This window comes from Oceanobacillus iheyensis HTE831 (assembly GCF_000011245.1).
Classification (GTDB): domain Bacteria; phylum Bacillota; class Bacilli; order Bacillales; family Amphibacillaceae; genus Oceanobacillus; species Oceanobacillus iheyensis.
Genome location: NC_004193.1, coordinates 1,537,326 through 1,550,734 on the forward strand (window position 1 = coordinate 1,537,326; position 13,409 = coordinate 1,550,734).

Sequence of the window (13,409 nt, forward strand, 5' to 3'; positions counted from 1 at the left end):
GGGCCAGGTGAGTTTTAAAACCAAGGACTCACCAGCTACTATGCCCATGTAAAGGAAAGGTCCTTAAGTCATATTAGAGTTATCGTTAAACTGTTAAAACATTTATCGATTATGAATGAGCTTCTTTCTGATACATGGCCATCCATTCATCAATTGAAAATGATAGGATCTGCTCTTTTTCTTGCTTAACATCAAGATAATCCTTCACCTTGGTATTAGCATCTAACAGATAAGATTCCACAGCATTTTTTTGAGATGAATCTTTAACAGTACGCTCAACCCAATCTTGAAAGGGAAGAATTTTCTTATGAAGTTGTTCCTTCCTCATAGTTAACGGGTAATGAGAAATAATTTGTTTCCATTCAGAAACCTTTAACGATCGTATATGACTAGGATCACGTAATTTTTCTAATTCGTTTACGTAAGAGTCAAGTTCGTTATCTTCACTGGAAATATTATCAACAAAAATAAATGTACCTTTTGATTTTAGTACTCGAGTTGCTTCTTCTATAAATTTTGTAGGATTTGGGAAATGATGAGCTGCAATTCGGCAGCTTACGAGATCAAAAGATTCATCTAAAAACGGCAAGTTCTCAGCATCAGCGACTACATATTGAATATTTGTATAATCCCTTAAATGAGTACGCGCTACTTGAAGCATTTCTGGAGTTAAATCAGCTGCGATCACATTTTCTACGTAAGGAGCATATTTTTTTGCTACATGCCCTCCACCAGTTGCAATATCTAACATAAGCATTCTTTTATTTGGAACTGTCCACGTGATCATCTTCTCTAATTCTTTTACATTTGCATGAGTTGTACTTTTAATATACGCATCACTATTCTGAGCGAAGACTTTTTTTACTAATGATTTTTCATCCATCAACATCTTCCCTTTCTATATAATTTTTACAATTTCATTTACTAATAGTTTATGTGGTATTATATAATAAGTAAAATACAATAAATTGATTAATATTGATAATATATACTTATATGAGGTGTTTGAATGAGGATGGATGATTATGAATTATTAATCCGTTTAAATGAAATTGGTACCATTCGTGGAACGGCTAAAGCTGTATTGATTTCTCAACCAGCTGTTACTCAACGCTTAAAATATATGGAGGAATATTTCGGTGAGGCGATATTTATCCGTACTTCTAAACGTCTATTACCAACTCCTGCCGGGGAGATCGTTATTCAGCATGCAAAGCAAGTCATACATCAAGAAAAAGTCTTAAAGAACCGATTGGCGGAGACTGGAGAAGAAATCCAAGGAACTCTCGCAATTGCGTGTTCTACCTTAATTAGCCAGCGATTTTTACCGAGTATTTTAGGTGAATTTACAGCTAAGTATCCGAAAGTCGCAATTGACTTAGTTACAGGTATTAGTGAAGATATTAGACGAAATCACAAAAAGTACCATATTTGTATCATACGTGGAGAGAAGCTAAAGGAATCGACTTCGGTTCATTTATTTGATGATCCACTGTATATGTTTGACACAGAACCATTTCCATCTAATCATGCAAAAGAAAGGCCGTTAATTTCTTTTAAAAGTGATGACAGTATGCACGAACTTGTAGATAATTGGTTATATCATCACCAAGAATTTATTAAGCCCGAAAAAACATTGACCGTAGATCAAATCGAAACATGCAAACAGTTTATGAAGCAAGGAATTGGCATGGCGGTTTTACCTGAAAGTGTTTCGGATCATTTAAAAGAAGAATATCCACATATTGCGCTTAAAATTAATGGGAAGGCGGTAACACGGGATACGTGGGTATGTTATCAAGAAGGTATACGCAAATTACCACAGGTAGATCATTTTCTAGAATTACTGCAGAACACTACTTTTTAAATTTTTATGTTTACAAATCGAATGTAACGGAAATATAAGAACTATACGTTAAAATAATAAGGAGTAGTGATCGTATGAGTGATATTCTATTTACTTCAACAGCCACAGCAAAAAATGGTAGAGATGGACATGTGAAATCAAATGATGGGATTATTGATGTAGAGTTAGTTAACCCTGCTAAAGGTAATACCGATAAAAAAGGATCTAATCCAGAGCAACTATTTGCTGCAGGATATTCCGCTTGTTATGATGGTGCTCTTAATCATGTGGCATCTGAAAAAGGAAAGAAAATCAGTTCAGAGACAACAGCAGATGTCCATTTTATGAAAGATCCTTCTGACGGCGGCTTTAAAATTGGAGCTACACTCCATATTAAAATAGAAGGCGTTAGCCAAGATGAAGCACAAGAATTAGCAGAAGCAGCACATGATTTCTGCCCTTATTCAAAAGCAACTCGAGGCAATATCGAAGTAACGTTAAAACCAGAAGCTGTTTAATAAGGAAATATAGAACAAAAGCGCAAGCGCCCGTTAATCACCGTATGTCCTGCGCCCCTGTTTTTCAAGGGGTGGTTCGACTGGTCGAACTTCTTTATTTCTTTGAGATAAAGGAAACACGATAAGCGTATGCGAATCGATGTTGACTTTCACCGCAAGGGTATAAGTGCGACTATGCCTCATAAAGAACATTCGGCAGTCTTCTTTATCGTAAGGAGGTTTCCTGAAGGACAATAGGTGATGGGCGCTGGAGCTGGACGTGGCTAAATAACTTAGTTGTTTTTCCACAGCACCAAAATTTTATAATTTCCTAGACAATAATAAAAGGTTCAAACCAAAAGAGGTTTGAACCTTTTTTCTAAGCAAAAGCTTACTTTATCCTTTTTTTAATCGATCGACAATTTCTTTAGATGGTGTTACATAAATCGTTTTTTGATTGTCATAGATAACATAACCTGGTTTGGCACCATTAGGTTTTCTGACATGACGAATGGATGTATAATCTACTGGTACCGAAGAAGATTGCTGTGATTTACTAAAATAAGCAGCTAATTGAGCAGCTTCTATTATCGTTCGTTCACTCGCTTGCTTATCACGAATGATCACATGAGATCCGGGGATATCTTTTGTATGCAACCAAATATCATCCCGATGTGCTAACCGCATGGTTGCATATTCATTTTGTTTATTGTTTTTGCCGACAAGGATTGTCGTACCATCTGATGAAATATACTCTTCTGGTGCTGGTTTTTGTGGCTTCTTTTTCTTCTTCGCTTGCCGTTGTTTTTTTAAATAACCTTCTTCTCTTAACTCTTCGCGTATTTCCTCGATATCATCTGTACTAGCGACATCTAGTTGTTGTAACAACTGATCTAAATATTGGATTTCCAAGTCTGTACGCTTCATTTCTGACTGCATAACCTGTCTTGATTTCTTTAATTTAGCATACGTTTTAAAATAACTTTGTGCATTTTCACTAGGTGATTTTTGAGGGTTTAGTTTGATTAACACCTTTTTTTGGTCAGGGTCATAATAATCAATTACTTCTACCTGCTTATCGCCTAATTGAACTTCATGCATGTGAGCAGTTAAAAGTTCTCCTAATCGTTGATATTCATCGGCATGCTCTGATTTTTGAACTGTTTGCTGATGTTTTTTAAGTTTCCGTTCATTTTTCTGTTTTTCATTTTTTATAAATCGATATAAATCCTTTGCTTGTTGTTTTACTCTATCTCGTTCTGCTTTTCCTGAATAGAACGTATCTAACATTTGATTTACCGATTCAAAAGATTCATTCTCTGCATTACTTTTTGATGTTAATGGAAGTACGTGGAAATCTTCTTTTCCATTCTTGTAGATTGTTGGAATATACTCATGTGAAGCTAGTCGGTGTTGTACTTCTTCAAACATGGATTGATATTGTTCATTTGTTCCTAACGCTACGCTTGATGCAAGATCCTTTGTAATTAATGGAGAAAAACCCTCGAGCATTTGCAACATTTGCTGGTCAATTTTACCTGAATTAAAATCAATCTTTTGAATAAATTGTTCACTTGAAAGTTCTAATGGATGGAACTTTTGCTGATCTGGTGGAGATTGATATGATTGTCCAGGAAGGATGGACCGATGACGATTTTGAGAATAAGATATATGTTTTAAGCTATCGATGATAGAACCTTTTTCCTGATCAATTAAGATAAGGTTACTATGTTTTCCCATTAGTTCAATGATTAGTTGTTTATAGCTGATATCGCCAATTTCATTCCTTGTACGTATAGAAAATATTACAATTCGCTCTAAACTTTTTTGTTCAATTTTTTCAATAATAGCTCCAGATAAATGCTTTCGTAAAATCATACAAAACATTGGAGGTTCTTTCGGGTTCGTAAAGTTATCATTTGTTACGTGGAATCTAGCATAGGTTGGATGTATCGAAAATAACAAAGTTTGATTAACAGAATTGTTTCTTACAGTCATGACAATTTCACTATCGGTTGGTTGATAGATTTTTGCAATTTTACCACGAACGATTTTATTTTCTAACTCTTCGGTTATAGCTCTAGTAACAATACCATCAAATGGCATAATAAATCACCTCTTGCGACATTATAGCATTTTTTTGCTGCGAACGGCATAGATATGGATTAAGAGCTTGTACAATCTATACTTTGTCGGAGGAATGCTGATGAAATGGTATCAATTAGATGTAGAAAAAGTAGAGCAGAAGCTCCAAGTAATTTCAAATCGCGGTCTAAATAACAAACAAGCAGTGGAAAGAAGAAAACAACATGGCGAAAACATATTAGAATCTAAAAAGCAAGTTTCAAATTGGATTCTATTTTTTAAGCAATTTCAAGATTTTATGGTATTGGTTTTGTTAGCCGCAACATTAATCGCTGGTTTACTTGGAGAATATATTGATGCAATTGCAATTATGGTGATTGTATTAATAAATGGATGTATTGGTTTTTTTCAAGAACAAAAAGCAGAAAACTCACTAGAAAAATTAAAAGAGCTATCTGCACCGATTGCTAGTGTATTACGTGAAAAACAGTGGGAAAAAATATCTTCTCGAGATATCGTTGTCGGAGATGTAGTACGCATTAATAGTGGAGATCGTATACCAGCTGATATTCGTATAATTAAGTCTAACGGTCTGGAGACCGAGGAATCTGCATTGACTGGAGAATCCCTACCTGTAAGCAAACATGCGACAGCAATAACTGCTGATAACCTAGATGTTCAAGACCAAACGAATATGGGATTTATGGGAACAATGGTTACTCGTGGTTCTGGAACAGGTGTTGTTGTTGGGACGGGTATGAAGACAGTGATGGGTCAGATAGCATCTCTCATTCAAGGCACGAAAAAAACAATAACTCCACTTGAGATGAAACTTGCTGAATTGGGGAAAATTTTGATTGTTGTTGCTCTCTTATTGACTGTGCTGGTAGTAGGAGTAGGGGTAGTACAAGGCCATCCTATGTACGAAATGTTTTTGGCAGGTGTCTCACTTGCGGTAGCAGCTATTCCGGAAGGACTCCCCGCAATCGTGACAGTGGCGTTGTCTCTTGGAGTACAACGAATGATACGAAAGAAAGCAATTGTACGTAAATTATCAGCAGTAGAAACATTAGGATGTGCGTCTGTTGTTTGTTCCGATAAAACAGGAACCATGACGGAAAATCAAATGACCGTTAAAGAAATGTATTTGAATGGGGAATATTTATATGTAACAGGAGATGGCTATCAAACTCAAGGTGACTTCTTTTTGAATAAGAATAAAGTGGAACGAACGCATCCAAACTTAGAGACAATGTTACTGTATGGATTGATATGTAACCATTCTCAATTAATGGTGAAAAAAGGAAAAAACTTCATTGACGGAGATCCAACAGATGGAGCTTTATTAGTTGCAGCACGAAAATTAGGGCTGCAAGCTGATAGAAAAGAAGATTATCATGTTATAAAAGAATTACCATTTGATTCTGATCGCAAACGAATGAGTGTAGTCGTTGAAGATAAGAATGGGATGAAGATGCTTATTACAAAAGGAGCTCCCGATGTACTATTACCACGCTCTACCTATAATTTAGATGAAAATGGACGTTCACTATTAAAAAAAGAAGACACCAGAGCGATTGAGGAAGCTGTTTATCATATGGCAGGAAAAGCGCTTCGTACAATTGCGATTGGGGTGCGTATTTTACCGAATAATATGGATATAGACAGTGCAATGATTGAAAATGAACTAACATTTATCGGATTGTATGGATTAATGGATCCACCTAGAAAAGAAGTGAAGTCAGCGATACGAGAATGTAAAGAAGCAGGTATTAAAACGGTAATGATAACAGGAGATCATGCACATACTGCTCGAGCAATTGCTAGTCATTTACAATTGATACCAGAAAACGGGCTCGTATTTGAAGGTAAACAATTAAACAACATGTCGGATCAGGAATTGGAAAATATAATAGAGGATGCATACGTTTTTGCTAGGGTTACTCCAGAACATAAATTACGAATTGTAAAAGCTTTTCAAAATAAAGGACATATAGTTGCAATGACTGGAGATGGAGTAAATGATGCTCCGGCAATCAAAGCAAGTGATATCGGAATAAGTATGGGGATTAACGGTACTGATGTAACCAAAGAAGCTTCATCCCTCGTATTAATGGACGATAACTTTGCAACTATTAAATCAGCAATCAATGAAGGCAGAAACATCTATGAAAATATACGGAAATTTATACGATATCTTTTAGCATCGAATGTTGGAGAGATACTAGTCATGTTATTTGCTATGTTACTAGCATTACCGTTACCCCTCGTTCCAGTACAAATACTTTGGGTGAATTTAGTGACGGATGGATTACCTGCAATGGCTCTTGGGGTGGATAAAGCGGAAGGCGATGTAATGAAGCGTGGGCCAAGGAATCCAAGAGAAGGTATTTTTTCAAGAGGATTAGGTTATAAGATTGTATCACGAGGGATTTTGATAGGGATTGTTACACTTATTGCTTTCATGGTTACGTATCAAAATAATCCAGAGCATTTAATTTATGCGCAGACTACTGCATTTGCTACATTAGTAGTTGCACAATTGATTCATGTATTTGATTGTCGTAGTGAACATTCGGTTTTTGCAAGAAATCCATTTGGAAATATGTACCTTGTTTATGCCGTGCTTTCCTCATTATTATTGTTATTTGTTGTGATTTACTGGGCACCGCTTCAACCTATTTTCCATACAACTGCTCTCAGCATTATAGATTGGCTGTTAGTCGTTGGGTTAGGAGCAATACCGACTGTACTTTTTGGTTATTCAAAAAAATAACTGAACCTTTTACTAAATGAAAATAGTACTTTCCCGAATTTTTACTCCTCTGAAAGTCAGTGCTGTAGAAATTCGGGTCTTTTGTTTTTATTTACTGTGATTATTTCGATTTTAAATAAATTTAAAATCCCTCTTCGTCTTGTTAGTTGTCGCCGCTTATCCAAAGATATTATAATTCTAAAATTGGTTTGCGCAATATTTTTTCTCTTCTAACTCTTCTATACGTATTGTGTCTTGCAAATTTATGGTATAAAATTCGATAAAGATAAAGTATAATGTTACTATTAGAGATGAATAATTAGAGAAAAAGTAGTTGTAATATGATTGAGGGGGAAGTAAGTTGAATTTAAGTCTAATAAATATTGGTTTTGGTAACGTTGTTTCTGCCAATCGAATAATTTCAATTGTTTCACCGGAGTCGGCACCTATTAAGCGTATTATAACTGTTGCTAGAGATAATAATAAACTAGTGGATGCTACATATGGTAGACGTACAAGAGCAGTTATAATTACAGATAGTGACCATGTTGTTCTTTCTGCTGTACAGCCAGAAACTGTTGGTCAGCGAGTAATTAGTAACGATGAAATTTCAGATGAGTAGAATCACATAGTAGGAGGAAATAAGTTGATAAAAGAGAAAGGCATTTTATTTATTCTATCTGGCCCATCCGGAGTGGGAAAAGGGACGGTAAGAAAGAAACTATTTGAAGAAGAAACAGATTTACAATACTCTATTTCTATGACAACAAGAGATAGACGACCTGGTGAAGTAGATGGTGTTGATTATTTTTATAAAACGAAAGAAGAATTTGAACAATTAATTAAAGACGGCCAGCTTTTAGAATATGCTCAATATGTCAATAATTATTATGGAACACCTCGTAACTATGTGGAAGAAACGTTAGAAAATGGTCAAGATGTTTTCTTAGAAATAGAAGTGCAAGGTGCATTGCAAGTAAAAGAAAATTTCCCAGAAGGCGTATTTATATTCTTGTTCCCACCAAGTCTTGATGAGTTAAAAAACCGCATTGTGAGTCGTGGAACAGAATCCCAAGAATTGGTTTTAAATCGATTAAAGGAAGCTCGCAATGAAATCGAGATGATGGATGCTTATGATTATGTAGTGGTTAATGATAAAGTACAGCATGCGGTAGATAAAGTAAAAACAATAATCAAAAGTGAGCATTTGAAACGAGAGCGAATTGCAAAACAATATAAAAAGATACTGGAGGATGGGTTATCATGATGTTAGAACCTTCTATTGACTCTTTACAAAAACGAATTAAATCTAAATACAGTCTAGTAACATTATCTGCAAGAAGAGCAAGACAACTGAGTGAGACAAATCAACCATTAGTTGAAAAGTCTAAATCTCATAAGTTTGTCGGTATGGCTCTTGAAGAGATTGAAGCAGGCAAACTATATATTGAGAATTAAGATGGACCCTCTGCCATAATGCGGAGGGTTTTTCATTGTTGTTTATTAAATGATAAAGTAACGGAATAACTGTAATAGTCAGGTTCCTGTTCTAAGTATCGTTAATACTTTTGAAAAGCGATTGTTCGTATTATATGTTATAAATAAATTAGAAGGATCGGATAGTTGAAGGGGGTAGAGTCATGCTACAAAACAAGAAAATTTTACTTGGTGTCTCCGGTGGGATAGCTGTATATAAGGCTTGTGGTCTGGCAAGTAAACTAACTCAAGCAGGTGCAGAAGTCAGAGTGATAATGACAGAAAGCGCACAAGAATTTGTTTCACCGCTAACTTTTCAAGCATTGACTAGAAATCCAGTGTATACAGACACATTTGATGAAAAAAATCCGAAAAAAATAGCACATATTGATATAGCTGATTGGGCGGATATTGCCATTATTGCTCCAGCTACAGCAAATATTATTAGCAAACTGGCTAGTGGACAAGCAGACGATATGCTCTCAACTACTATGTTAGCGACACAGGCAGAAGTCTATATAGCGCCTGCAATGAATGTACATATGTATGCTCATCCAGCCGTCATGAATAATATGAAACAACTTGAATCTTGGGGATATCACTTTATTGAACCGGGTGCAGGTTATTTAGCATGTGGTTATGTTGGTAAAGGGAGACTAGAAGAACCTGAAGAGATTGTATCTGTTATCCAAAGACATGTATCAAAACAACAATATTTACATGGGAAGAAAATCCTTATTTCTGCAGGTCCTACACGAGAAACCGTAGATCCTGTCCGTTTTTTCTCCAATCGTTCATCGGGGAAAATGGGATTTGCCTTGGCAGAAGCAGCCGCAAATCTAGGGGCTGAAGTTACACTTGTTTCAGGTCCGGTAAGTTTACAAACTAATCATCCTAATATTAATCGAATCGATATAACCTCTGCTCAAGAGATGTACGATGAGATTACAAGTCGGTTTGACCATCAAGATATAGTAATTAAATCAGCAGCGGTTGCTGATTATCGTCCTAAATTCATGCATCAAGGAAAGATGAAGAAAAAGGATAGAGATTATACAATTGAAATGGAAAGAACAAAAGATATATTAGCAACACTAGGTGAGCAGAAGAGACATCAATTTTTAGTAGGGTTTGCTGCTGAAACAGATACACCGATTGAATACGGATTAGGAAAGCTAGATCGTAAAAATTTAGATGCAATTGTAGTAAACGATATTAGTTCAGATGGTGCAGGTTTTGAGGGAGACACGAATATTGTTACGTATATTAATAAGAAAAAACAGCAAAAATCAATTCATCAAGCAACAAAATCAGATATAGCTTATCAATTATTTGAATTAATTTCCCAAGACTTAAAGGATGATGACCGTTGAATATAGCTAGTGTTATTGTGGATGTGCCATCTAGTTCAACAAATCAAACATTCGATTATTGTATTCCTGAACAGTTTCAGGGGGTTATCCAAAAGGGGATGAGAGTAATTGTACCCTTTGGGCCAAGAAAAATTATGGGATTTGTGACAGGTGTTAAGGATGGAACTTCTTTATCAAAGGTAAAAGATATCATTGATGTTTTGGATATAACCCCTGTTCTAACAGATGAGTTATTAAGTTTAAGTAGGTGGGTTTCTGAGAAAACATTAAGTCTTTCTATTACTGTTCTGCAAACGATGCTTCCACAGGTTTTAAAATCACAGTATAGCAAAGACTTAGTGAGAGAGACAGAAGCCGAATTACCAGATGAGCTTGAGGCATTATTTGCTAGTCGTGAGTCGATCGATTTTGATGAGGTTGGAAAATCAACCATCTCTTATAGAATAATTAAAAATCATATTGATTCTGGAGATTTATCAGTGTCATATCATGTGCAATCTAGAATCACGAAGAAATATCAAACGATGGTAGTTCCTTCAAAATCCCCAATTCAGTTAGAAGAGGAGATAATGAGTTTACCGAAGAATGCGAGTAAACAAAAGCAATTATTAACGTATCTTGCAGATAATCAGAGTGAAATAGATAAGAAACAACTATTACAAGAAACCAATACTTCTGTACAAACAGTAAAGGCAATTGAAGAAAAGGGAATAATCAAAACCTATAAGAAAGAAGTCTTTCGTGATCCATACAAAGATCAATATATCGAACCTACTTTCCCACTAAATCTAACGAAAGAACAAGCCCAAGCTATGGAACCAATAAAATATAGTCTGGATAACCACATCAATGAAACTTTCTTATTACATGGGGTAACTGGTAGTGGGAAAACTGAGATTTACTTACAAGCGATTCAACAAGTAATCGAGGAAGGTAAAGAGGCTATTGTGCTTGTACCAGAAATTTCTCTAACACCTCAAATGGTAAATAGATTTAAAGGAAGATTCGGTAGTAAAGTAGCAGTAATGCATAGTGGATTATCTTCCGGAGAAAAGTACGATGAATGGAGGAAAATTCATCGACAAGAAGTACAGGTAGTTGTAGGTGCTCGTTCAGCAATATTTGCTCCTTTTGAAAATTTAGGAATAATTATTATAGACGAAGAGCATGAAACGACTTATAAACAAGAGGATCAACCCCGTTACCATGCAAGAGATGTCGCGATAGAAAGAGCAGCGTATCATCAATGTCCGGTTGTGCTTGGGAGTGCCACTCCATCGCTTGAATCCTTTGCTAGAGCCTCCAAAAATGTATATACCCTATTAACATTACAGGAGAGAACCAATCATCAAACCATGCCAAAGGTTGAGATTGTAGATATGCGTAATGAATTACATGCTGGTAATCGATCGATGTTTTCTCGACCATTAATGGAACAGATGGATGAAAGATTACGTCGCGGAGAACAAATTGTACTTTTATTAAATCGTCGTGGATATTCTACATTTGTCATGTGTAGAGATTGTGGACACGTATGCGAATGTCCCCATTGTGATATTGCACTGACTTATCATAAAAATACACAGCGTTTGAAATGCCATTATTGTTCTTATGAACAATCGGTGCCACAGACTTGCCCTGAGTGTGAAAGTGATTTAATTCGATATTTCGGTACAGGTACACAAAAAGTAGAAGAAGCTTTAGCAAAACAAATACCTGAGGCTAGAGTAATTAGGATGGATGTCGATACAACAAGAAGAAAAGGTTCCCATGAAAAACTCCTGAGACAGTTTTCCGAGAAAAAGGCAGATATTTTATTAGGGACACAAATGATTGCTAAGGGTCTTGATTTTGCTAATGTTACATTAGTGGGGGTACTTTCTGCAGACTCGATGTTACACATCCCAGACTTTCGATCATCGGAACGAACCTTCCAATTACTAACGCAGGTTAGTGGAAGAGCTGGGAGACATGAGCTTCCAGGGGAAGTAATTGTTCAGACGTATACACCAGAACATTATAGTATTGAGTTTGCATCTGTGTATGATTACGACAACTTCTATCGGAAAGAAATGGCGATGAGAAAGGCATTTCAATATCCACCTTATGTGTTTTTAGGATTAATAACAGTAGCTCATGAAAATCATGCGAGAGCAATTCAAGTTACCCAGGAAATTGTACAGATGCTTTCCAATATTGTGGAAGAAAGGACTACAGTATTAGGTCCAACCCCATCTCCAGTGCCTAGGATCAAAGATAGATATCGCTATCAATGCATGATAAAATACAAAAATGAGCCGAATTTGCATGAATATCTAGGACATATACAGGATCATTTTTCGGATGAAATTAGAAAGCAACAAATGCAATTAACTATCGATATGCAACCGTATTATATGATGTAAATAAGTGTTCAATGAAAGAAGGTATAAATAATGAAACGAATTGTGTTTATGGGTACCCCAGATTTTGCGGTACCAGTATTACAGAAGTTACTAGAATTAAAATATGATATTGTGTTAGTAGTTACCCAACCCGATCGTCCAAAAGGCAGAAAAAAAGTTATCACTCCACCACCGGTTAAAGAAGAAGCGATTAAACATGATTTAGATATTTTTCAACCAGAGAAACTTCGAGATGATTATAAAAAAATTACAGATTTAAAACCTGACTTAATAGTAACAGCGGCATATGGACAAATATTGCCGAAGGAGATATTAGAAATTCCAACCTTTGGCTGTATTAATGTACATGCTTCACTTCTCCCAGAATTACGTGGCGGTGCACCAATTCATTACGCAATTATGCAAGGGAAAGAAGTGACCGGAGTTACGATTATGTATATGGCAGAAAAATTAGATGCAGGAGATATTTTAACGCAAGTTGAAGTTCCAATTGAACAGGATGATCACGTTGGAACAATGCATGATAAATTATCATTAGCTGGTGCGAATCTGTTAAGTGAAACACTACCATCACTGTTTAATAATGAAATAACACCGAAGAAGCAGGATGAAAGTTTGGTTACTTTTGCTTCTAATATTACAAGAGAACAAGAACGGATTGATTGGTCGAAAACAGCTAATGAAATTATAAATCAAATCAGAGGCTTACACCCATGGCCAGTAGCGTTTACAACCTATGAGGGGAAAGTAATGAAAATATGGTGGGGCCAAGAATTATCTAAATCATCGAAATCAGGTAATATTGGTGAGATTATTGAAAAAGATACAGATGGCTTTTATGTACAATGTGGTAATAACACGGTTGTAAAAGTTAGTGAAATTCAACCTGCTGGTAAAAAACGCATGTTGGTTGAAGATTATTTGAAAGGTTCTCAAGATCGAATAAAAATAGGAATTAAATTAGGTGAATAA

The 13,409-nt window shown here is 35.8% G+C and carries 11 protein-coding genes; 9 read left to right on the forward strand and 2 right to left on the reverse strand.

Translation table 11 applies throughout. The features are described from left to right. Window positions 1-109: 109 nt before the first annotated feature. Window positions 110-883 (reverse strand): class I SAM-dependent methyltransferase, encoded by a 774-nt coding sequence (locus OB_RS07760; protein ID WP_011065897.1) that lies wholly within the window; start codon window positions 881-883, stop codon window positions 110-112. A gap of 126 nt (window positions 884-1,009) precedes the next feature. On the opposite strand from OB_RS07760, the gene OB_RS07765 reads away from it, so the two are divergent. After that, entirely contained in the window at window positions 1,010-1,867 is an 858-nt protein-coding gene (locus OB_RS07765; protein WP_011065898.1) for a LysR family transcriptional regulator, read from the forward strand. A 74-nt stretch (window positions 1,868-1,941) separates the two neighbouring features. Next, the gene (locus OB_RS07770; protein ID WP_011065899.1) at window positions 1,942-2,364 is read left to right on the forward strand and encodes an organic hydroperoxide resistance protein; all 423 of its coding nucleotides are present in this window, start codon (window positions 1,942-1,944) and stop codon (window positions 2,362-2,364) included. A gap of 375 nt (window positions 2,365-2,739) precedes the next feature. Here the strand turns inward: OB_RS07770 and OB_RS07775 are convergent, their stop codons facing one another. After that, the gene (locus OB_RS07775) at window positions 2,740-4,449 is read right to left on the reverse strand and encodes an Rqc2 family fibronectin-binding protein (RefSeq protein ID WP_011065900.1); all 1,710 of its coding nucleotides are present in this window, start codon (window positions 4,447-4,449) and stop codon (window positions 2,740-2,742) included. A gap of 100 nt (window positions 4,450-4,549) precedes the next feature. On the opposite strand from OB_RS07775, the gene OB_RS07780 reads away from it, so the two are divergent. The 7 genes from OB_RS07780 to fmt all read left to right on the forward strand — a co-directional run bounded on the left by OB_RS07780 (window position 4,550) and on the right by fmt (window position 13,409). Then, window positions 4,550-7,204 carry a cation-translocating P-type ATPase gene (locus OB_RS07780; protein ID WP_011065901.1) on the forward strand — a complete coding sequence of 885 codons (2,655 nt, stop codon included), beginning with the start codon at window positions 4,550-4,552 and terminating at the stop codon, window positions 7,202-7,204. A 340-nt stretch (window positions 7,205-7,544) separates the two neighbouring features. Beyond that, complete coding sequence (gene remA / locus OB_RS07785; RefSeq protein WP_011065902.1) at window positions 7,545-7,805, forward strand: extracellular matrix/biofilm regulator RemA; 261 nt, start codon at window positions 7,545-7,547, stop codon at window positions 7,803-7,805. A 24-nt stretch (window positions 7,806-7,829) separates the two neighbouring features. Further along, complete coding sequence (gmk, locus tag OB_RS07790) at window positions 7,830-8,450, forward strand: guanylate kinase (RefSeq protein ID WP_011065903.1); 621 nt, start codon at window positions 7,830-7,832, stop codon at window positions 8,448-8,450. Further along, window positions 8,447-8,641: a DNA-directed RNA polymerase subunit omega gene (rpoZ, locus tag OB_RS07795; protein WP_011065904.1), complete on the forward strand. Its 195-nt coding sequence runs from the start codon at window positions 8,447-8,449 to the stop codon at window positions 8,639-8,641. Before gmk ends, rpoZ begins: the two co-directional genes overlap by 4 nt. Before the next feature lie 182 nt (window positions 8,642-8,823). Continuing rightward, window positions 8,824-10,032, forward strand: a complete 1,209-nt coding sequence (gene coaBC, locus OB_RS07800) for a bifunctional phosphopantothenoylcysteine decarboxylase/phosphopantothenate--cysteine ligase CoaBC (RefSeq protein WP_011065905.1) — start codon at window positions 8,824-8,826, stop codon at window positions 10,030-10,032. Then, window positions 10,029-12,437, forward strand: a complete 2,409-nt coding sequence (priA, locus tag OB_RS07805; protein WP_011065906.1) for a primosomal protein N' — start codon at window positions 10,029-10,031, stop codon at window positions 12,435-12,437. Before coaBC ends, priA begins: the two co-directional genes overlap by 4 nt. Before the next feature lie 30 nt (window positions 12,438-12,467). After that, the gene (gene fmt, locus OB_RS07810; protein WP_011065907.1) at window positions 12,468-13,409 is read left to right on the forward strand and encodes a methionyl-tRNA formyltransferase; all 942 of its coding nucleotides are present in this window, start codon (window positions 12,468-12,470) and stop codon (window positions 13,407-13,409) included.

Excerpts from the sequence above, each read along its gene's own strand:
- OB_RS07760 (WP_011065897.1), bottom strand. The coding sequence starts at position 883 with ATGGATGAAAAATCATTAGTAAAAAAAGTCTTCGCTCAGAATAGTGAT.
- OB_RS07765 (WP_011065898.1), top strand. The coding sequence starts at position 1,010 with ATGAGGATGGATGATTATGAATTATTAATCCGTTTAAATGAAATTGGT.
- OB_RS07770 (WP_011065899.1), top strand. The coding sequence starts at position 1,942 with ATGAGTGATATTCTATTTACTTCAACAGCCACAGCAAAAAATGGTAGA.
- OB_RS07775 (WP_011065900.1), bottom strand. The coding sequence starts at position 4,449 with ATGCCATTTGATGGTATTGTTACTAGAGCTATAACCGAAGAGTTAGAA.
- OB_RS07780 (WP_011065901.1), top strand. The coding sequence starts at position 4,550 with ATGAAATGGTATCAATTAGATGTAGAAAAAGTAGAGCAGAAGCTCCAA.
- rpoZ (WP_011065904.1), top strand. The coding sequence starts at position 8,447 with ATGATGTTAGAACCTTCTATTGACTCTTTACAAAAACGAATTAAATCT.
- coaBC (WP_011065905.1), top strand. The coding sequence starts at position 8,824 with ATGCTACAAAACAAGAAAATTTTACTTGGTGTCTCCGGTGGGATAGCT.
- fmt (WP_011065907.1), top strand. The coding sequence starts at position 12,468 with ATGAAACGAATTGTGTTTATGGGTACCCCAGATTTTGCGGTACCAGTA.